Source organism: Streptomyces sp. NPDC001728 (assembly GCF_040297565.1).
GTDB lineage: Bacteria > Actinomycetota > Actinomycetes > Streptomycetales > Streptomycetaceae > Streptomyces.
The window spans coordinates 79,659-99,135 of the sequence record NZ_JBEOZK010000021.1 but is presented as its reverse complement, the minus strand read 5'-3'; the positions used below and the strand labels follow the sequence as shown (position 1 = coordinate 99,135).

Genomic DNA, 19,477 nt, shown 5'->3' with positions numbered 1-19,477 from the left:
GACCCGGCTCCCTGCCCGGCCCTCGGGGACCGGCTCCCTGCCCTACCCTCGGGGACCGGCTCCCTGCCCGGCCCTCGGGGACCGGCTCCCTGCCCGGCCCTCGGAACCCGGTCGCGTGCCCCGTACACCGACCGCTAGCGTGCGGCGCATGACGACCGCTGAGAACGCCGAGTCCGCGACCGCCGGGAATCCCGCCGCGTCCCTCGCCCACCCCCGGTTCGCCGCCGCGCTCGAAGAGCTGGGGCTCGACGTCGAGATCCGGCGGTTCCCGGACGAGACGCGGACCGCGCAGCAGGCCGCCGAGGCCATCGGGTGCGAGGTCTCCGAGATCGCGAAGTCGCTGGTCTTCGCGGCGGACGGGGTGCCGGTGCTGGTCCTGATGGACGGCGCGTCCCGGGTCGATGTGGAGCGGGTACGGGAGGAGCTGGGCGCGGGGAAGGTGACGCGGGCGGACGCGAAGGTGGTCCGGGAGACGACGGGGTACGCGATCGGGGGCGTCCCGCCGTTCGGGCACCGCACGCGGCCGAGGGTGCTCGCCGACCGGGGCCTGCTCGACCACGCGCTGGTGTGGGCGGCGGCGGGAACTCCGCACACGGTGTTCGCGCTCGACCCGAAGACCCTGGTCGCGCAGGCGGGCGCCACGCTGGTGGACGTCCGTGAGCCGTCGGAGTGACGCCGCTCTTCAGTCCAGACGCTCCAAGGCATTCACTATGAGGGAGCGCGCGGCAGCTCCCCTCGCGGCGCCCCGCGAGAGCCGTTCAAAGGCTTGGGCGTACAGCTCGACCTGACTGGGCTGCATGAGGGTGGAAGCCGCATCGAGCGTGTCCGCGTGCACCCTCGCACCGTCGAAGATCGTGAAGGTCGGCATGGGCCACACGGTCCGCTGCGCCGAGAGCGGGACGATCCCCAGGGCGACGTTCTGGAGATCCATGACCCCGAGCAGGTGGCCGAGTTGCGCCGCCATGGCTTCAGCGCCGCACAGCCGAAAACGCAAGACCGGCTCCTCCAGAACGAAGGAAAACCGGTGGGCTCCGTTGTTCAGGACCGCATTGCGCCGCACGCGGACCGCGACGGCATCGCTCACGTCGTTCGGGGTTCCCCTGAAATCCGCGATCGAGGACAAGAGCGCGGAAGCGTACCCAGGCGTCTGAAGAAATCCCGGGATGACGTCGGACACGTACACGCGGAACACACGGGTTCGCTGATACAGGCTGGACCTTGACCCAAGGCCCGTCGCCTCATCGCCCCCTGAGTGGCGGCCGTCCGCTCTCCGACCTCCGGTCTCCGAGCGGGAAATGAGTGGTGAAGTCCCCACCTGCTACGACTACGGTGGCCCGATGTCATCGATCAAGGAGTTCCAGGTCACCTTCGACTGCGCGGACCCCGTGCGTCTCGCCCGCTTCTGGTGCGAGGTGTTGGGATACGTCATTCCGCCGCCGCCCGAGGGGTTCGCCACGTGGGAGGAGCACCATCACTCGCTGCCGCCCGAGAAGCAGGTCGTCTACTTCGCCTGCAGCGATCCCTCGGGCAAGGGCCCGCGCGTGCTCTTCCAGCGCGTTCCCGAAGGCAAGGCCGTCAAGAACCGGGTGCATCTCGACGTGCGGGCCGGCACCGGACTCGTGGGTGCGGAGCGCCTCGCCACGCTGGAGGCCGAATGCGCACGGCTGGTCGCGCTCGGCGCGGTCCATGTGCGAACCCTGTATGCCGATGACGACAACGAGTCCTGCATCAACATGCAGGACATCGAGGGCAACGAGTTCTGCCTCGACTGAGCGCCCTCCGGGTCCATTCGCTCCCGGGGCCGCGGCTGGTGCCGGACGACCCGCCCGACACCGGCCGCAGGTGCACCTCAGTCGCCCAGCACCTCCGCGAAGTGGGTGTTCACCGCCAGGAGCCCGCCGTCCACTCTGAGGGTCGTGCCGGTGATCCAGGACGCGTCCTTCGAGGCCAGGAAGGCGACCGCCGCCGCCACGTCCTCCGGGGTGCCCACCCTCGACAGGGGGTACACGCGGTCCGCCAGGGCCGCCAGTTGGGGTTCCCTGCCCTGCCAGGCGGTCGTCGCGATCGTGCCCGGGTTGATCTGGTTCACGCGGACCCCCCGCGGCGCCGCGTCGCCCGCCAGCGTGCGGGTCAGGGACGCCAGCGCCGCCTTCGAAGCGCTGTACGCGTGACCGCCGAAGTCCGCCTCCGCGTTGACCGAGCCGATCATCACGATCGCCCCGCGTCCGCCCGCCGCCGCCAGGTGCGGCAGCGCCGCGCGTGAGCAGCGGACCGCGCCCATGAACGTCACGTCGTGCTGGACCGACCAGATGCCGTCCGGCTCGTCCTCGAAAAGGTCGCGGTCGGGGGCCACCGGGCCGAGCGCGTTGTTGACGAGGACGTCCAGGCGGCCGAAGACCCGGAGCGCGTACGCCACGGCCGCGTCCACCGACGCCTGGTCCGACACGTCGCAGCGCAGGGACTGCGCGCCGGGGATGTCCTCGGCCGTCTTCCCGGCCGCCTCCTCGTCGATGTCGGTGACCAGGACCCTGGCTCCCTCCGCCGCGAGGCGCCGGGCGGTGGCCGCACCGATCCCGCGCGCCGCGCCCGTGACCAGTACTCCGTATCCGTCGAATCGCCTGGTGAGTTCCATGCGTCGATCTCAGCACCGAACACACCGGCCGCACCAGGGCCCCGACTGTGTCACCTCACCCTCGCAGGCCGGCCCGGTGATCGACTAGCGTCACGGGGCCGTCCTCACCTGAGGGGCGGCGGGGGTGAGTGTGAGGGGATCGGGAACATGGCTCAGCTGATCGCCGTAGCGGTCATCACGGTTCTGGCTGTCATCAGCCCCGGCGCGGACTTCGCGATGACCGTCCGCAACAGCTACCTGTACGGGCGTACGGCGGGGGTGCTCGCGGCCGTCGGGATCGCCCTGGGCGTTCTAGTCCACGTCACCTACACCATGCTGGGCGTGGGACTTCTGGTCTCCCGTACTCCGCTCCTCTTCACGGCGATGAAGCTGATCGGCGCCGCGTACCTCGTGTACATCGGGTACAGGACCTTCGTCACCGAATCCCAGGTGGACGTCGACCTGTCGAGCGACGCCGGCCTCTCGAAGGCGGGGGCGCTGCGGACGGGGTTCCTGACGAACGCGCTGAACCCGAAGACCATGCTGTTCGTGCTGAGCACGTACACCCAGGTCGTCAGCGCCGACACCCCCGTCTTCCAGCAGGTCGGCTACGGCCTGTTCATGTCGGTCGCCCACCTCGGCTGGTTCTCGCTCACCGCACTGCTCTTCTCCCAGCAGAGCCTGCGCACCCGGCTGTTGCGGCGGCAGACCGTGCTCAACAAGGTCATCGGGACCGTCCTCGTCGGGCTGGGGATGGTGCTGGCGCTGACGCCGTCCATGGCGTGATCCCGGCCCGGAGGGGGCACCCACCGGGCTGCCGCTCAGGCGCTCGGGCCGGTCACCGCCCGTACCGCCCGTACGAGGGACTGGGCGCGCGGGTCCGCCGTGACCGTCCTGCGCATGCCGTTGGTGACGTATCCGAAGGCGATCCCCGCGTCCGGGTCCGCGAAGCCGAGCGAGCCACCGCGACCCGGGTGCCCGAAGGACGAGGGGCCGAGGAGCGGGGACGCCGCACCGTGCAGCATGTGGCCGAGGCCGAACCGGGTGCCGACCAGCAGCACCCTGTCCGGGCCCGCGGACTGCTCGGTCCGCGCGAGCGCGAGGCTCTCGGGGGTGAGGAGGCGGGCGCCGCCGTCCACGGGGCCGAGGGTGGCGGCGTAGAAGCGGGCGAGCGCGCGGGCGGTCGCGACTCCGGCCGAGCCGGGGAGTTCGGCGGCGCGGTAGACCGGGTCGTTCTCGTCGGGTTTGGGGTCGATGACGCCGAAGGCGCGCCGGGTGAGGGAGCCCGGGTCCTGGTAGGCCTCGGTGACGGAGCGCTTGGGGCGGAGCCTGAGGGCGCCGCTGCCGGGCGGTTCGATCTCCTCGACGGGACCGATCCGGCCGACCCGGTGGGCCTCCGCCCCGGGGAGCCCGATCCACAGGTCGAGGCCGAGCGGGCCGGTGATCTCCTCGGCGGCCCAGTGGCCGATGGTGCGGCCGGTGACCCGGTGGACCAGACCGGAGAGCAGCCAGCTGAAGGTGTGGGCGTGGTAGCCGTGCGCGGTGCCGGGCTCCCAGACGGGGGCCTGGGCGGCTATCGCGGTGGTCGCGGTCTCCAGGTCGACGGCCTCGGCGAGGGTCAGCGGCCGGTCCAGGACGGGGACTCCGGCCCGGTGCGCGAGGAGCTGCCGTACGGTCACCCGGTCCTTGCCCGCGGCCTTGAACTCCGGCCAGTACGCGGCGACGGGGGCGTCCAGGTCGAGCAGTCCGCGCTGGTGCAGGAGCAGGGGGACGACGGCGGCGACGCCCTTGGTGGCCGAGCGGACGACCTGTGCGGTGTCCTCCGCCCAGGGCGTCTCCCCCTCGACGTCCTCGGTGCCCGCCCAGAGGTCGACGACCGGGGCCCCGTCGTGGTGGACGGCGACGGCCGCCCCGCGCTCACCGCGCTGCTCGAAGTTGCGCAGGAACGCGTCCCTGACCGGCTCCCAGCCCGCCGCCACCGTGCCCTGGACGTCCACCTGTGCCACGCTCCCTCTCGTTCCGACCGGCTCCCATGGTGCAACGCGGACGGAGAGGAACGGATTCCGGGGTAGCCGGGGCAACCGGCTCCGTACGGATCTCGGGCGACCCGCTCCGTACGGCCTCAGACCACCGACTGCGGCACGAAGCCGTACGGCAGCTCCAGGCGGTGCCGGGCCATCAGTTCCTCGTCGGCGAGGATCTCGCCGGTCTTCCCGTCGGCGGCGAGGACGCCCTCGCTGAGGATCACCGCGCGCGGGCAGAGCTCCAGGGCGTACGGCAGGTCGTGGGTGACCATGAGGACGGTGACGTCGAGGGCGCGCAGGACGTCGGCGAGTTCGCGGCGGGAGGCCGGGTCCAGGTTGGAGGACGGCTCGTCGAGGACGAGGATCTCGGGCTCCATCGCGAGGACGGTGGCGACGGCGACCCGGCGGCGCTGCCCGAAGGAGAGGTGGTGCGGCGGCCGGTCCGCGTACTCCGCCATCCCGACCCGTTCGAGGGCCTTGCGGACGACGGCTTCGAGCTCGGCGCCCCGGAGGCCGGCCGCCGCCGGGCCGAAGGCCACGTCCTCGCGCACGGTCGGCATGAACAGCTGGTCGTCGGGGTCCTGGAAGACGATGCCGACCTTGCGCCTGATCTCGGCCATGTGCTTCTTGCCGACGGGCAGCCCGGCCACGGTGACCGTTCCGGCGCCGCCGGTGAGGATGCCGTTGAGGTGGAGGACCAGGGTGGTCTTGCCCGCGCCGTTGGGGCCGAGCAGGGCGACCCGTTCGCCGCGCCCCACGGTCAGGTCGACGCCGAAGAGGGCCTGGTGGCCGTCGGGGTACGCGTACGCGAGACCGGAGACCTCGAGCGAGGGGGGAGTCGTCACAGGGTCCATCCCAGAAGGCAGATCAGCAGGGCGGTGAGCGGGAGCGCGGCGGCGTACGCCCACTGGGCGTGGGTCGCGGTGACCTCGTCGATGACGGGCATGGTGCCGGTGTAGCCACGGCTGACCATGGCGAGGTGGACCCGCTCCCCTCGCTCGTACGAGCGGATGAAGAGCGCGCCGGCCGACTTCGCGAGGACGCCCCAGTGGCGGACGCCCTTCGCCTCGAAGCCGCGCGAGCGGCGGGCGACGGACATCCGGCGCATCTCGTCGGTGATGACGTCGCCGTACCGGATCATGAACGAGGCGATCTGGACGAGCAGCGGGGGCAGCCTGAGCCGCTGGAGGCCGAGGATCAGGGCGCGCAGTTCGGTGGTGGAGGCCAGGAGGACCGAGGCGGCGACGCCGAGGGTGCCCTTGGCGAGGACGTTCCAGGCGCCCCACAGTCCGGGGACGCTCAGCGACACCCCGAGGACGGTGGTCTGCTCGCCGGGCACGACGAACGGCATGAGCAGCGCGAACGCGACGAACGGCACCTCGATGAGGAGCCGCTTGAGCAGGAATCCGGCCGGGACTCGGGCCTTCGCGGCGACGGCCGCGAGGAGGACGGCGTAGAGGACGAAGGCCCAGACGGCCTCGCGGGGCGTCGAGACGACGACCACGACGAAGCCGAGGACGGCGGCGAGCTTGGTGTGCGGAGGCAGCTCGTGGACCGGGGAGTGGGCGTGCCGGTAGAGCTTGTGGGCTCCCCCGCGGCCTTCGACACGGGAGGTACCCCCACCCGCTCCCATCTCACGCCTCCAGGGCGGCGGTCTTGCGGCGGCGGACGACCCAGAAGGCGCCGGTGCCGGCGGCGAGGGTCGCGCCCACGCCGATCACGCCGGCCAGTCCGCCGGAGAGGCGCGGGGCCTCGATGCCCTTGACGCCGTAGTCGGCGAGCGGGGAGCCGGCGGAGGCGTGGTCCTCGGCCTTGGCGTCGATGCCCTTGTCGGCGGCGACCTTCTCCAGACCGTCGGGGCTGGCGGAGGCGTAGAAGGAGACGAACCCGGCGAGGGCGAGGGCGGTGACGACGCCGCCGATCCACAGCTTCTTCGGGGAGCGGGCGGCGGCCGGGGCGGCGGCGGGGGCCGCCTCGACCAGCTGTCCGTCGACGCGGAGCTTGAGCGGGGCGCTCAGGCCGCGGGCGCCGTACACCAGGTCGGGGCGGACGGCGATCACCGCGCCGACGGTCAGCATGGTGATGACGGCCTCGCCGACGCCGATGAGGACGTGCACGCCGACCATGGCGGTGAGGACCTTGCCGACGGGTACGTCGGTGGTGCCGCCGATCGCGTAGATGAGCGTGAAGGCGGCGGCGGCGGCCGGTACGGAGACCAGCGCGGCGACGAAGGAGGCCGCGGTCACCGAGGCGCGGGTGCGGGGCAGCAGCAGGACGAGGCCGCGGAAGAGGGCGTACGCGACGACGACCGTGACGACGCCCATGACGGTGATGTTCACGCCGAGGGCGGTGAGGCCGCCGTCGGCGAAGAGGATGCCCTGCATGAGCAGGACGACCGCGATGCACAGGACGCCGGTCCATGGGCCGACGAGGATCGCGGCGAGCGCGCCGCCGAGCAGATGTCCGCTGGTCCCGGCGGCGACCGGGAAGTTCAGCATCTGTACGGCGAAGACGAAGGCGGCGACGAGTCCGGCGAGCGGCGCGGTCCGCTCGTCCAGTTCGCGCCGTGCCCCGCGCAGGCCGATCGCGACCGCTCCGGCGGCGACGGCACCGGCGGCGGCCGATACGGGGGCGTTGATGAATCCGTCAGGTACATGCACGTTCCGAATGATAGGACGCTCCTGCAAAGAGCTTGCAAGAGCGCACGGGTCACAGAACGGCGGCGCACGGTCGCCGTGACCCCGCGCACACCCGTGGGCGTCCACGCATGCGCCGCGCACCCACCGGGAAGGAGTGCAAGAGTTAGTCGATAAGAGGACAAACCGTGAGGAGCCCCCCGATGGCCGCCGCGCACGACCGCGAAGTCGACGACCACGCCAAGGGACGGATCATCAGCGACGCCCCGCTCTCCCGCCCCGTGCCGGTGTCCCTCCGTTACGACCCCGGCTTCTCCCCCGCGACCGTCCGCTTCGGCTTCCCCGGCGCCGTCGAGTGGTCCTTCCCGCGCGCCCTCCTGGAGACCGGGCTGCGCGCCCCGACCCGACGCGGTGACATCGGAGTCTGGCCCTGCGGCCGGGTCCAGACGGTGGTCGAGCTGCACACGGACGACGGGGTCACGGTCGTCCAGTTCGACACCGACGCCCTGCTCCGCTTCCTCAGGCACACGTACGCCGCCGGCACGTCGTTGTCGACGCGCTGACGGCGTACGGATCGAACGGACCCGGATCGAACAGTCCTGGATCAAGCGAACCCGGGTCGGTCCGACCCGGGTCGGACGATCCCCGATCAGACCTTCACGAGGTCCGGCTTCGTGCTCCCACCCGCGGTCCCGTCGGTGTGCCGGGCGAGCGCCTCGCCCTCCACGTCGACGTTCGGCAGGATCCGGTCCAGCCACTTCGGCAGCCACCAGGCCTTGTGCCCGAGCAGCGCCAGTACGGCCGGGACGATCGCCATCCGGACCACGAAGGCGTCGAAGAGGACCGCGACGGCCAGGCCGAAGCCGATCATCTTGATCATCTGGTCGTCCATGCCGATGAAGCCGGAGAAGACCGCGATCATGATCACCGCGGCGGCGGTGACCACCCGGGCGCTGTGCCGGAAGCCGGTCACGATCGCCTCGCCGGGCCGCTCCCCGTGGACGTACGCCTCGCGCATCCGGGTGACGAGGAAGACCTCGTAGTCCATCGCGAGACCGAAGACGACACCCACCATGAAGATCGGCATCATCGACATGATCGGGCCGGTCTGCTCGACCCCGAAGAGGCTCCCGAGCCAGCCCCACTGGAAGACCGCGACGACCGCGCCGAGGGCCGCGACCACCGAGAGCAGGAAGCCGAGGGCCGCCTTCAGGGGGACGAGGATCGAGCGGAAGACCAGGGTCAGGAGCAGGAAGGCCAGGCCGACGACGAGCGCCAGATACGGCACCAGGGCGTCGTTCATCTTCTGCGAGAAGTCGATGTTCATCGCGGTGGCGCCGGTGACGAGGACGTCGTCGCCGGTGGCGTTCCGGATGTCGTGGACGAGGTTCTCGGTGGCGGCCGAGGACGGCCGGTCCTTCGGGACCACCGTGATCATGGCGGCGTCGCCGGCCTTGTTCGGCGTCGCCGGGGTGACGGCCGCCCAGCCTTCGAGGCCCTTGATCGTGGAGACGGTCCGGTCGGCGGTCGCCTTGTCGCCGTCCACGACGACGAGCAGCGGGCCGTTGAAGCCGGGGCCGAAGCCGTCGGAGAGGGCGTCGTACGCCCGGCGCTCGGAGGTGGAGGTCGGCTTGACGCCGTCGTCCGGCAGGCCCATCTCCAGGGAGGCGGCGGGCAGCGCGATCGCGCCGAGGCCGAGGACGCCGATCAGCAGCACCATGACGGGGCGGCGGATGACGAAGCGGGCCCAGCGGGTGCCGCCGTTGGGCTTGCCGGTCTTCTTCTGAGCGGAAGCCTCCCCGGCCTTCTCCGCCCCGCGCTGCTTGCGGCCGATGACCTTGTCACCGGCGAAGCCCAGCAGCGCCGGGATCAGGGTCAGCGCGATCAGTACGGCGATCACGACCGTACCGGCGGCGGCGAAGCCCATCTTCGTCAGCATCGGGATGTTGACGACGGCCAGGCCGACCAGGGCGATGACGACGGTGAGGCCGGCGAAGACGACGGCCGATCCCGCCGTGCCGACCGCGCGGCCCGCGGCCTCCTCCTTCTCGCGGCCGTCGGCCAGCTCCGCGCGGTAGCGGGAGACGATGAAGAGGGCGTAGTCGATGCCGACCGCGAGGCCGATCATCATCGCGAGGGTGGAGGTGGTGGAGCCCAGGTCGAGGACGTTCGCCAGTGCGGTGATCGACGAGACGCCGATGCCGACGCCGATGATCGCCGTGAGCAGCGGGAGTCCGGCGGCGACGAGCGAGCCGAAGGTCAGGACGAGGACGACACCGGCGATGACCACGCCGACGATCTCGCCGGCGCCGGTCTCGGGCATGGTCTGGAGGGCGTCACCGCCGACCTCGACGGTGAGGCCCTTGCCCTGCGCGTTCTCCCCGGCCCGGGTCAGCGCCTCGCGCGTCCCGTCGGTCAGCTCCATCCCGTTGACCTTGTAGGCGACGGAGACGTAGGCGGTGGAGCCGTCCTGGGAGACGGCCCGCGCGGTGTACGGGTCGGCGACCGAGACGATCTGGTCGGAGCCGGACTTCAGCGCGGCGACGGTCTCCTCGACGACGGCCTTGTGCGCCGGGTCGGTCACCTTCTGGCCCTCGGGGGCCTTGAAGACGACGCGGGCGGTGGCCCCGTCGGCGCCGGCGCCCGGGAAGCGCTCTTCGAGCAGGTCGAAGGCGCGCTGGGCCTCGGTGCCGGGAATCGAGAAGGAGCTGGAGGTCGCTGCGGGTGCGGTGGCGGCGCCGATCCCGGCGACCGCCAGGAGGGCCACCCAGAGGAGGGCGACGAGCCGTCGGCGCCGGAAGGCGGAACGGCCCAACTTGTAGAGGAACGTGGCCACGGGGGCGTCTCCCGGTGTGGGGTGGGTCAGGGCATGGGGAGCCGGCCCGACGGCGTGAGCGGTGCGACGTCAGGTGGAGAGAAGTGCGGATGGAGCTGTGGGGAGGGTCAGACGCCGAGTGAGGGGAGCACGACGGCGTCGACGTACGCGCTGAGGAACGCGCGGTCGACCGGCTGATCGTCGATCAGCGGGCGGGCGACGAACGCACCGATGAGCATGTGCGGGACGAGCTTCAGCGCCGGGTTGCCGGCGGCGATCTCGCCCCTGCGGACCGCTCGGCGCAGCACTTCGTCGAGGCCGTTCATCTCGGGTTCGACGAGCAGCTCGCGCAGCGCCCGGTGCAGTTCGGGGTTGGTGTGGACGGCATGGGCCAGGCCCCGCATCAGCGCGGAGTCCTTCTCCATCTGGCAGTCGTCGGCCCGGGTCATCAGCTCGTGGAAGTCGCCGCGCACGGTGCCGGTGTCGATCTCGGAGAGGTCGGCCGGCTTGTTGGCGCGCAGCGCCCTGGCGACCAGTTCGGGCTTGCTCCCCCACTGGCGGTAGAGGGTGGCCTTGCTGGAGTGGGTGCGGGCGGCGACGGCGTCCATGGTGAGGGCGTCGTAGCCGACCTCGCGGAGGAGGTCGAGAACGGCCGCGTACAGCTCGGACTCCCGCTCGGGAGTGAGTCTGCTGCGGGCCATGCCGAACCTCCGGACCGAACGAAACGGTTTCGTACAGTACGAAGGTACCCCCGCCCCCAACGAAACGAAACCGTTTCGTACGTGTCCTGGGCCACACGGAGGACCCGCGGGACGGAAGACCCGCAAGGACGTACGAGTTGCCACACCCCCTCCGCGCGGAAAGCATGAGGGCGTGAGTGACGACGTCGCGTATCTCCGTTTTCCGCACCTCCACGACGACCTGCTGTGCTTCGCCGCCGAGGACGACCTGTGGATCGCCCCGCTCGCCCCCGAGGGCCACCGCCCCGGCCGGGCCTGGCGGCTCACCGTCGACCGGACCCGGGTCGGCCACCCGCGCTTCTCGCCGGACGGGCGCCACATCGCGTACACGAACTGGCGCAGCCTCGACCCCGAGATCCACCTCGTTCCCATAGACGGCGGGGGCGCCCGGCGGCTCAGCTACTGGGGATCCACCGACACCCGGGTCTGCGGCTGGACGCCCCCCGACCAGGACGGCCGCTCCGAGATCCTCGCCGTCTCCTCGCACGGGCAGCCCTTCTCGTACTACTCCTGGGCCTACACCGTCCCCACCGACGGCTCCCCGGGCCGCCGCCTGCCCTGGGGCCCGGTCTCCGACATCAGCGTCACCGACGCCGAAGGGGAGCGCCGCACCCTGCTGCTCACCGGGAAGCCGCCGCACGAACCCGCCGCCTGGAAGCGCTACCTCGGCGGCGCCACCGGGCGCCTCTGGCTGCACGGCGAACGGCTCCTCCCCGACATCGGCGGCCACCTCGACTGCCCCATGGCCGTCGACGGCCGCGTCGCCTTCCTCTCCGACCACGAGGGCGTCGGCAACCTCTACTCCTGTCTGCCCGACGGCACCGACCTGCGCCGCCACACCGACCACGACGAGTTCTACGCCCGGCACGCCTCCAGCGACGGCCGCCGGGTCGTCTACCAGTGCGCCGGCGAACTCTGGGTCGTCGACGCGCTCACCGCCGACTCCCGCCCCCGCAAGCTGGAGGTCCGCCTCGGCGGGCAGCGCGTCGGCCGGCGGGCCTACCAGGCGCCCGCCGCCCACCACGTCGACGCGCTCTCCGTCGACGAGACCGGCCGCGCCAGCGCCGTCTCCGTACGCGGCAGCCTGTACTGGCTCACCCACCGCGACGGCCCGGCCCGCACCATCGTCGACACCCCGGGCGTCCGGGTCAGGCTGCCCGAGATGCTGGGCAGCCTCGGGCAGGTCGCGTACGTCACCGACGCCGAGGGCGAGGACGCCGTCGAGATCGCCTCCCTGCCGCGCGCCAGCGGCGACCGGCCGCCGCGCCGCCTCGCCTCCGGCGACCTCGGCCGGGTCGAGGAACTGATCGCCGACCCGGACGGCGAGCGGCTGGCCATCGCCTCCCACGACGGCCGGCTCCTCCTCCTGGACGCCACCGAGGAATCCAACGGCGAGGTCACCGAGCTGATCAGGTCCGTCAACGGGCCCGTCCGCGACCTCGCCTTCTCCCCCGACGGCGACTGGCTCACCTGGTCCCACCCGGGCATCGGCCGCTCCCTTCGCTCCATCAAGATGGCCCGGATCTCCGGGCCGGGCGCCCGAACCGTCGTCGACGTCACCAACGGGCGCTTCGAGGACGAGAACCCCGTCTTCACCCGGGACGGCCGCTATCTCGCCTTCCTGTCCTGGCGCGGCTTCGACCCGGTGTACGACGTGCACACCGGCGACCTGTCCTTCCCGCTCGGCTGCCGCCCCTATCTCGTCCCGCTCTCCTCCGCGACGCCCTCGCCGTTCGCGCTGCTGCCCGACGGGCGGCCGGCGGCCGGCGGCCTCGACCCCGCCGACGACGACACGGACACCGGGGACGGCACGGTCACCGTGGAGATCGAGGGGCTCGCGGAGCGGGTCACCCCGTTCCCCGTCGCCGCCTCCAAGTACTCGGCCCTGCACCCGGTCGGCGGCGGCGGTCTCGTCTGGCTGCGCTGGCCGATCTCGGGCGCGCTCGGCGAGACCTTCGCCAACCCGGCCGACACCTCGGGAAAGCCCACCCTGGAGCACTTCTCCATCACCAAGGCCCGCAGGAACGAACTCGCCAAGGACCTCGACTGGTTCGCGGTCAGCGGCGACGGCACCCGGCTGGTCGTCGCCGACGACGGCGAGCTGCGGGCCGTGCCCTCGACCGAGTCCGGGGACGGCGACTCCACCGTCTATCTGGACCTGCGGCGCATCCTGCACGAGATCGACCCGGGCGCCGAGTGGCGGCAGGCCTTCGACGAGGCCGGCCGGATCGTCCGCGCCTACTTCTGGGAGCCCGGGATGGGCGGGGTCGACTGGACGGCCGTCCTCGACCAGTACCGGCCGCTCGTCGAACGGGTCGCCTCCCCCGACGAGTTCGCCGACCTGCTGCGGGAGGTGATGGGCGAACTGGGCACCTCGCACGCGTACGTCACCCCCGCCCGCCGCAACGAAGGTCCCCCGCACTACCAGCGGCCCATGGGCCTCCTCGGCGCCAACCTGGTGCTCCGCGAGGCCGGGTGGACGGTGCGGCGCATCCTGCCCGGCGAGTCCTCCGACTCCAAGGCCCGCTCCCCGCTGGCCGGCACCGGCATCCGGGAGGGCGCCGTCCTCACCCATGTCGACGGCCGGCCCGTGGACCCCGTCGCGGGCCCGTACCCGCTGTTCTCCGGCACCGGCGGCACCACCGTCGAGCTGACCTTCACCCCCGCCGAGGGCGAGGGCCGGGCACGCCGCGTCGCCGTCGTCCCACTCGTCGACGAACGGCCGCTGCGCTACCAGGACTGGGTGGCCAAACGCCGTGCGGTGGTGCGGGAGCTGAGCGGTGGCCGCTGCGGCTATCTGCACATCCCCGACATGGGCGGCTCGGGCTGGGCCCAGTTCAACCGGGATCTGCGGATGGAGGTCTCCCGGCCCGCGCTGATCGTCGACGTACGGGGCAACGCCGGCGGCAACATCAGCGAACTCGTCATCGAGAAGCTCACCCGCAAGATCCTCGGCTGGGACCTCACCCGCAACGCCCAGCCCGTCGCGTACGCCTCCAACGCCCCGCGCGGCCCCGTCGTCGCCCTCGCCGACGAGGCGACCTCCTCCGACGGCGACATGATCACCGCCGCGTTCAAGCTGCTCGGCCTCGGTCCGGTCGTCGGCCAGCGCACCTGGGGCGGGGTGGTCGGCATGACCGGCCGCCACCAGCTCGGGGACGGCACGCAGATCACCGTCCCGATGAACGCCGCCTGGTTCCCCGAGTACGGCTGGTCCCTGGAGAACCACGGCGTCGAACCGGACCTCGCGGTGCTCCGTACCCCCCTGGACTGGGCGGAGGGCCGGTACGGACAGCTCGACGACGCGGTCCACATGGCCCTCGCGCTCCTCACGGAGAACCCGGCGGCGAGCCCGCCGGGCTACGAGGCCCTGCCGGACCGCTCCCGCCCGAAGCTGCCGCCGCGGGCGACCTAGAGGAAGGCCAGTTCCCCCAGGTCCAGCTCGTACGCGGCCCCCGCCTGACCGCCGAGCGTCACGCTCCCGACCACCCCGAAGCCGACCCGACCGAGCACGGCCCTCGACCCCGCGTTGTCGAGGGTCGTGACGGCGGTCAGCCGGCTCAGCCCGTACGTCTCGCGCGCCAGCCGGCACACCTCCCGCACCCCGGCGGTCGCCACCCCGCGCCCGGTCGCCCTCTCGGCCACCCGGTAGCCCAGCTCGGCCTCCCCGTCGACGAGGTCGACCAGGTTGAACCGCCCGAGGATCTCCCCGCCCTCCCCCACCAGCACATGGAACCGGATCGTCCCGGTCTCCTGCTCGTCGAGCAGCGCCCGGTGCCGTTCCGCGAAGTCGGCGAAGTACGCGTCCCCCCGGTCGGGCACGGACGCGGCGAAGTACGCCCGGTTCTCGCGCTCGAAGGCGAGGAGGGCGGTGGCGTGATCGGATCGCAGTCGCTCAAGTACGGCCATGGGCGCCACCGTACGAAGATCCGCCGCGAATCGCGTACGACTTTTCGGCCCGCGGCGGGCCTGAACGGGTGTCGTGCGACAGCGTCGCCCGAGAGCGGACGCGCACAGGAAAGGGCGCACCCGGGGTGATCCCGGGTGCGCCCTGCCCACGCGACCGACACGATCGCAGGCGAAACGCGACGCGTCAGGCGTCGTAGTCCTGGTCCAGACGGTCCTGTGCCTCCTGCTGGGCCCGGCGCGTCTCCTCGTCGGAGCGGTCGCGGCCCTGGGAGGCACGCTCGGACGCCGCGCCCTTCGCCTTGCCGGCGGCCTGCCTGGCCTTGTCCGCAGCCTGCTTGGTCTTGTCCTTGAACTGGTCCTGCATGCCCATGGAAGTTCACTCCTAGACGGGTGTGGGGGCGGCCCGGGGACTGCTTGCCCCTCGGGCCTCGACCAGCGTTGCACGAGCGAACATTCCACGCATTTCGATCAGTTACGGACCGCTACCGGGCGGCGGACCCGTCCGCCCTGGCCTCCTCGTCGGCCGCCCCGCCCGCGCCCACGAGCCCCTTGGGCACCGAGCCGAGCCGGGGCTCGAAGCGCTTCATCTCGCGCTGCCCGACGGTCGCGATCATCCCGGGCAGATAGCCCCGGACCGACTGCATCCCGCGCAGCCACCACTGCGCGTACACATGGGGGGAGCGCCGCTCGATGCCCGCCACGATCCGGTCGACGGCCGGGCCGAGGGGGTACGTGCGGTTCGCCGGCCACGGCAGCCGCTGCCGCAGCTCCCGCATCACGTCGTCCTCGTCGGCGCCCCGCACCATGTCCGTGTCGGTCCAGGAGAGGTAGCCGACGCCGACCTTCACGCCCTTGTACGCGACCTCGGCGCGCAGGCTGTGCGCGAAGGCCTCGACGCCCGACTTGGAGGCGCAGTACGCCGACATCATCGGGGCCGGGGTGAGCGCCGCGAGCGAGGCGATCTGGAGGAAGTACCCCCGGGACTCCATGAGGACGGGCAGGAACGCCCGGCCCGTCACGGCGCCGCCGATCAGATTGACCTCGATGACCCGCCGCCAGGCGACCGGGTCGGACTCGGCGAAGGGGCCGCCCGCCGCGACACCGGCGTTGGCGACGACGATGTCGACCTTCCCGAAGCGTTCCTTCACCTCGGCCGCGACCCGGGCCATCGCCTCGTGGTCGGTGACGTCGGCGTGCCACCAGTCGGCCTCGGTGTGCAGCCGCCCGGCGGCCTCCTTGAGCTGCTCCGGCTCCAGGCCGACGAGCGCGATCCTCGCCCCGCGCGCGGAGAGCTTGCGGGCGAGGAGTTCCCCGACCCCTCGGGCGCCTCCGGTGACGACCGCGACCTGTCCTTCCAGACTCACCCGGCTCATGCCTTCTCCTTCACTTCCAGGTAGGTGTCGGTCAGTTCACGGATCCGCGCGGTGACGGCCTCGGGGGCCTCCACCGGCGTCATATGTCCCATACCCGTGAGTTCGAGCAGTCCCACGCACTGCGGGAGGGCCTCGGCCATCGCCCGCGAGTGGACGGGCGGGGTGAGCCGGTCGGCGGTGCCGACGAGGACGGCGACCGGCAGGTCGAGGGCCCGTACGCCCGATTCGAGGTCGAGCGCGGAGAGCACCCCTGACCAGCCGACACGGGCGCCGCGCGGGCAGGCGTGCACGATCCTGGCGCAGGCGTCGACCCGGTCCGGGGCGGAACCCGGTCCCATCGTCGCGTACTTGAGGATCTTCCTCGAAACGGCGTTGACCGGCCCGAGCGGCGCCTTGGCGCCGAGGACGCCCCGGGTCAGCCGGGTGCGGCGGGCGCTCGGACGGCCCGGTACGACGGTGGCCTCGGCGGTCAGCCGGGAGGGCCCGGTGGAGCAGAGCAGCAGGGCCGCCGCGTGCTCCCGGAAGCCGGGCCGGCCGGCCGCCGCCATCAGTGTCATGCCGCCCATGGAGTGCCCGGCGACGACGGCCCTCTCGCCGGGGGCGAGGGTGGCCGCGAGGACCGCTTCGAGGTCGTCGGCGAGCGCGCGGGTCGAGTACCCGGCGGGTCCGGCCGGGGCCGGGGACCGGCCGTGGCCGCGCTGGTCGTAGGCGATGACGCGGTGGTCGGCGGCGAGGGCCCGTATCTGCTCGGCCCAGAAGGCGATCGAGCACGTCCAGCCGTGGGAGAGGACGACGGCGGGCGCGCCCTCGGGGCCGTATACCTCGACGTGGATCCGGGCGCCGTCGGCGGAGACGGCGGTGAGTTCGCGGGACGCGGGCAGCGAGGTCAGGTGCCGGCTCACCGGGCGGACTCCTTCTTGGGGGAGGTGGCGCCGCGGCCCTTCGCCGCGGCGGCGGGCTCGGCAGCATGGGCGGACGTGACCGGCTCGGCCGCGCGGACGATCTCGTACTCCGAGAGGTCGACCTGCCGGGTCTCGCGCCGGAACTCGCCGGTCGTGCCCGGCCACAGCGTGGTGTTGCGGCCGTTGGCGTCGAGGTACCAGCTGTCGCAGCCGCCGGCCTTCCAGACGGTCCGCTCCATCCGGGCCTGCACCTTGCGGTTCCAGGCGCCGACGGCGGAGGGCCGGGCGGCGAGGGCGGCGCGCCCGCCGAGCACGTTCAGCTGGCGCAGGTAGTCGGCCATGTAGTTCAGCTGGGACTCGATCATCAGGATCATCGAGGAGTTCCCGAGGCCGGTGTTGGGGCCGATGACCGTCATGAAGTTGGGGAAGCCGGCGGCGGTGGCGCCGCGCAGCGCCTCCACCCCGCCCTTCCAGGACTCGGCGAGGGTCTGCCCCTCGTCGCCGACGACCCGTTCCGCGATCGGCATGTCGGTGACGTGGAAGCCGGTGCCGAAGACGATCGCGTCGACCTCGGTCTCGGTGCCGTCGGCGGCGACCACGGTGGAGCCGCGGATCTCGCGGAGCCCGGAGGCGACGACGTCGACGTTGGGCTGCGCGAGCGCCGGGTAGTACGCGTTGGAGAGCAGGATCCGCTTGCAGCCGATGCGGTACGAGGGCGTCAGCTTGGCCCGCAGCACCGGGTCCTTGATCGACTTGGCGATGTTGGCCTTGGCGAGCTTCTCGACCAGACCGAGTTCGTCGGGGTGCTTGGTGAAGGCGCCGACCTGGAGTTCGCGGATGCCCCAGAGGATGCCCCGGCGCAGGGTGCCGGTGACGGGCAGGGCGCGGTGGAGCCAGCGCTCGGGGCCGGTGATGGCCCGGTCCATGCGGCGCATGACCCAGGGGGGCGTGCGCTGGAACAGGGTCAGTCTCCCGACCTGCGGCTGGATGGCGGGCACGATCTGGATGGCGGAGGCGCCGGTGCCGACCATGGCGACGCGCTTGCCGGTGAGGTCGTAGTCGTGGTCCCAGCGGGCCGAGTGGAAGACCTTGCCGGGGAAGTCGGCGATGCCGGGGATGTCCGGGATCCTGGGGTCGGAGAGCGGCCCGGTCGCGGAGACGACGACCTCGGCGCTGAAGCCGCCGCGGCTGGTCTCGATCTCCCAGCGGAGCGTCTCGGTGTCCCACGCCATGCGCAGCACCTCGTGTTCGAGGCGCAGATGGGGGCGGATACCGAAGGTGTCGGTGACGTGTTCGAGGTAGGCCCGGATGTGGCGCTGTCCGGAGAAGGTCCGGGGCCAGTCGGGGTTGGGCGCGAAGGAGAAGGAGTAGAGGTGCGAGGGGACGTCGCAGGCACAGCCCGGGTAGCTGTTGTCCCGCCATGTGCCGCCCACGGAGTCGGCCCGCTCCAGGACCACGAAGTCGGTGATCCCCTCGCGGCGCAGCCGGACCGCGGCGCCGAGGCCACCGAATCCCGATCCGATCACCGCCACCCGTACGTGCTCGTGCTTCGCCATGCCGCCTCCCGCGCGCCCGACCGATCACGCCAGCAATCACTGGCACAGTCGGGACTGTAGAGCAGCTCCATACCGAGCGGTAGGGGTACGACGAGGGAAAGTTACCGGCGGTACAACATAGGCTGGCGGGCGTGGCAGAAGGATCGGACAAGGGATCGGGAACCGACACCGTGGCGGACGAGGACGAACGCGAGTACCGCATGGAGGAGCTGGCGTCCGCCGCCGGCATCACCGTGCGCACCCTGCGCTTCTACCGCGAGCGCGGACTGATCCCGCCGCCCCGCAGGGAGGGCCGGATCGCCTGGTACGACACCCGGCACCTGGCCCGGCTGCGCACCATCGCCGCCCTCCTGGAGCGCGGCCACACCCTCAACGGCATCGCCGACCTCACCACCGCCTTCGAGAGCGGCCGGAACGTCCACGAGGTCCTCGCCCTCCCCGCCCCCTCCGAGGAGGAACCGGTCCGCCTCACCCCCGAGGAGCTGGCCGACCACTTCGCCGACGAGGTCACCGCCGAGAACCTCGCCACCGCGCTCGACCTCGGCTACCTCGTCACCGACGGCGAGGAGATCATCCACATCAGCCGCCGCCTGCTCGACGTCTCCGCCGCCCTCGTCCGCGAGGGCATCCCGCTCGCCGAGGTCCTCAAGGCGGGCTCCCGCGTCCGCGAGCACGCCGACGCCCTCGCGGAACTCTTCACCGAACTCCTGCGCACCCACGCGGGCGAGGACGACGTGTGGCGACTGCGCCCCCTCGCGAAGAGCGTGGTGGAGGCGGAACTGTCCCTCGCCCTCGACCGGCGGCTCCGCGCCGGGGAGGACGCGGAACGGGCCTCATGATCGCCTGACAGGTTCTTCAACAGTTCTTCATCACCCCGGTCCTACGGTCGGTCCACCTACCGAGGAACGGGC

Annotated in this window: 18 protein-coding genes and 1 pseudogene; 6 read left to right on the top strand and 13 right to left on the bottom strand. The window is 72.2% G+C overall.

The window, feature by feature from the left end; translation table 11 throughout:
• The first annotated feature begins 148 nt into the window (after positions 1–148).
• Positions 149–673 (top strand): YbaK/EbsC family protein, encoded by a 525-nt coding sequence (locus ABT154_RS27105; RefSeq protein WP_351859956.1) that lies wholly within the window; start codon positions 149–151, stop codon positions 671–673.
• A gap of 9 nt (positions 674–682) precedes the next feature.
• Here the strand turns inward: ABT154_RS27105 and ABT154_RS27100 are convergent.
• A pseudogene (locus ABT154_RS27100) lies at positions 683–1,222 on the bottom strand (DUF5753 domain-containing protein); the annotation flags it as partial.
• A 115-nt stretch (positions 1,223–1,337) separates the two neighbouring features.
• Here ABT154_RS27100 and ABT154_RS27095 point away from each other — a divergent pair.
• The gene (locus ABT154_RS27095) at positions 1,338–1,772 is read left to right on the top strand and encodes a VOC family protein (protein ID WP_351859954.1); all 435 of its coding nucleotides are present in this window, start codon (positions 1,338–1,340) and stop codon (positions 1,770–1,772) included.
• Positions 1,773–1,849: 77 nt separating this feature from the next.
• On the opposite strand, the gene ABT154_RS27090 is transcribed toward ABT154_RS27095, so the two are convergent.
• Positions 1,850–2,632 carry an SDR family NAD(P)-dependent oxidoreductase gene (locus tag ABT154_RS27090; RefSeq protein WP_351859952.1) on the bottom strand — a complete coding sequence of 261 codons (783 nt, stop codon included), beginning with the start codon at positions 2,630–2,632 and terminating at the stop codon, positions 1,850–1,852.
• Between the two features lie 147 nt (positions 2,633–2,779).
• Between ABT154_RS27090 and ABT154_RS27085 the strand changes: the two genes are divergently transcribed.
• Positions 2,780–3,397, top strand: a complete 618-nt coding sequence (locus ABT154_RS27085; protein ID WP_351859950.1) for a LysE family translocator — start codon at positions 2,780–2,782, stop codon at positions 3,395–3,397.
• A 35-nt stretch (positions 3,398–3,432) separates the two neighbouring features.
• On the opposite strand, the gene ABT154_RS27080 is transcribed toward ABT154_RS27085, so the two are convergent.
• The 4 genes from ABT154_RS27080 to ABT154_RS27065 all read right to left on the bottom strand — a co-directional run bounded on the left by ABT154_RS27080 (position 3,433) and on the right by ABT154_RS27065 (position 7,295).
• On the bottom strand, positions 3,433–4,608 hold the full coding sequence (locus tag ABT154_RS27080; RefSeq protein WP_351860033.1) for a serine hydrolase domain-containing protein: 1,176 nt from the start codon (positions 4,606–4,608) through the stop codon (positions 3,433–3,435).
• 125 nt (positions 4,609–4,733) lie between these two features.
• A complete protein-coding gene (locus ABT154_RS27075) occupies positions 4,734–5,489 on the bottom strand; it encodes an energy-coupling factor ABC transporter ATP-binding protein (protein WP_351859948.1) in 756 nt (251 codons plus the stop codon).
• Positions 5,477–6,268 carry a cobalt ECF transporter T component CbiQ gene (gene cbiQ, locus ABT154_RS27070; RefSeq protein WP_351859946.1) on the bottom strand — a complete coding sequence of 264 codons (792 nt, stop codon included), beginning with the start codon at positions 6,266–6,268 and terminating at the stop codon, positions 5,477–5,479. The genes ABT154_RS27075 and cbiQ overlap by 13 nt, the downstream gene beginning before the upstream one ends.
• A gap of 1 nt (position 6,269) precedes the next feature.
• A complete protein-coding gene (locus tag ABT154_RS27065; RefSeq protein ID WP_351859944.1) occupies positions 6,270–7,295 on the bottom strand; it encodes an energy-coupling factor ABC transporter permease in 1,026 nt (341 codons plus the stop codon).
• 179 nt (positions 7,296–7,474) lie between these two features.
• On the opposite strand from ABT154_RS27065, the gene ABT154_RS27060 reads away from it, so the two are divergent.
• Positions 7,475–7,834 (top strand): SsgA family sporulation/cell division regulator, encoded by a 360-nt coding sequence (locus tag ABT154_RS27060; RefSeq protein WP_351859943.1) that lies wholly within the window; start codon positions 7,475–7,477, stop codon positions 7,832–7,834.
• 86 nt (positions 7,835–7,920) lie between these two features.
• On the opposite strand, the gene ABT154_RS27055 is transcribed toward ABT154_RS27060, so the two are convergent.
• Positions 7,921–10,107: an MMPL family transporter gene (locus ABT154_RS27055; RefSeq protein ID WP_351859941.1), complete on the bottom strand. Its 2,187-nt coding sequence runs from the start codon at positions 10,105–10,107 to the stop codon at positions 7,921–7,923.
• A 107-nt stretch (positions 10,108–10,214) separates the two neighbouring features.
• Complete coding sequence (locus ABT154_RS27050; RefSeq protein ID WP_351859939.1) at positions 10,215–10,787, bottom strand: TetR/AcrR family transcriptional regulator; 573 nt, start codon at positions 10,785–10,787, stop codon at positions 10,215–10,217.
• 172 nt (positions 10,788–10,959) lie between these two features.
• Here ABT154_RS27050 and ABT154_RS27045 point away from each other — a divergent pair, with 172 nt between their 5' ends.
• Positions 10,960–14,241, top strand: a complete 3,282-nt coding sequence (locus ABT154_RS27045; RefSeq protein WP_351859937.1) for a S41 family peptidase — start codon at positions 10,960–10,962, stop codon at positions 14,239–14,241.
• Here ABT154_RS27045 and ABT154_RS27040 read toward each other — a convergent pair.
• The 5 genes from ABT154_RS27040 to ABT154_RS27020 all read right to left on the bottom strand — a co-directional run bounded on the left by ABT154_RS27040 (position 14,238) and on the right by ABT154_RS27020 (position 18,566).
• Positions 14,238–14,735, bottom strand: a complete 498-nt coding sequence (locus ABT154_RS27040; RefSeq protein ID WP_351859935.1) for a GNAT family N-acetyltransferase — start codon at positions 14,733–14,735, stop codon at positions 14,238–14,240. The genes ABT154_RS27045 and ABT154_RS27040 overlap by 4 nt on opposite strands.
• A 184-nt stretch (positions 14,736–14,919) precedes the next feature.
• Complete coding sequence (locus tag ABT154_RS27035) at positions 14,920–15,105, bottom strand: hypothetical protein (RefSeq protein WP_351859933.1); 186 nt, start codon at positions 15,103–15,105, stop codon at positions 14,920–14,922.
• Between the two features lie 112 nt (positions 15,106–15,217).
• Positions 15,218–16,108 carry an SDR family oxidoreductase gene (locus ABT154_RS27030; RefSeq protein WP_351859931.1) on the bottom strand — a complete coding sequence of 297 codons (891 nt, stop codon included), beginning with the start codon at positions 16,106–16,108 and terminating at the stop codon, positions 15,218–15,220.
• Complete coding sequence (locus tag ABT154_RS27025) at positions 16,105–16,998, bottom strand: alpha/beta fold hydrolase (protein ID WP_502969599.1); 894 nt, start codon at positions 16,996–16,998, stop codon at positions 16,105–16,107. The genes ABT154_RS27030 and ABT154_RS27025 overlap by 4 nt, the downstream gene beginning before the upstream one ends.
• Before the next feature lie 8 nt (positions 16,999–17,006).
• The gene (locus ABT154_RS27020; RefSeq protein ID WP_351859926.1) at positions 17,007–18,566 is read right to left on the bottom strand and encodes a flavin-containing monooxygenase; all 1,560 of its coding nucleotides are present in this window, start codon (positions 18,564–18,566) and stop codon (positions 17,007–17,009) included.
• A gap of 200 nt (positions 18,567–18,766) precedes the next feature.
• Between ABT154_RS27020 and ABT154_RS27015 the strand changes: the two genes are divergently transcribed.
• On the top strand, positions 18,767–19,405 hold the full coding sequence (locus tag ABT154_RS27015) for a MerR family transcriptional regulator (RefSeq protein ID WP_351860031.1): 639 nt from the start codon (positions 18,767–18,769) through the stop codon (positions 19,403–19,405).
• The last annotated feature ends 72 nt before the right edge of the window (positions 19,406–19,477 follow it).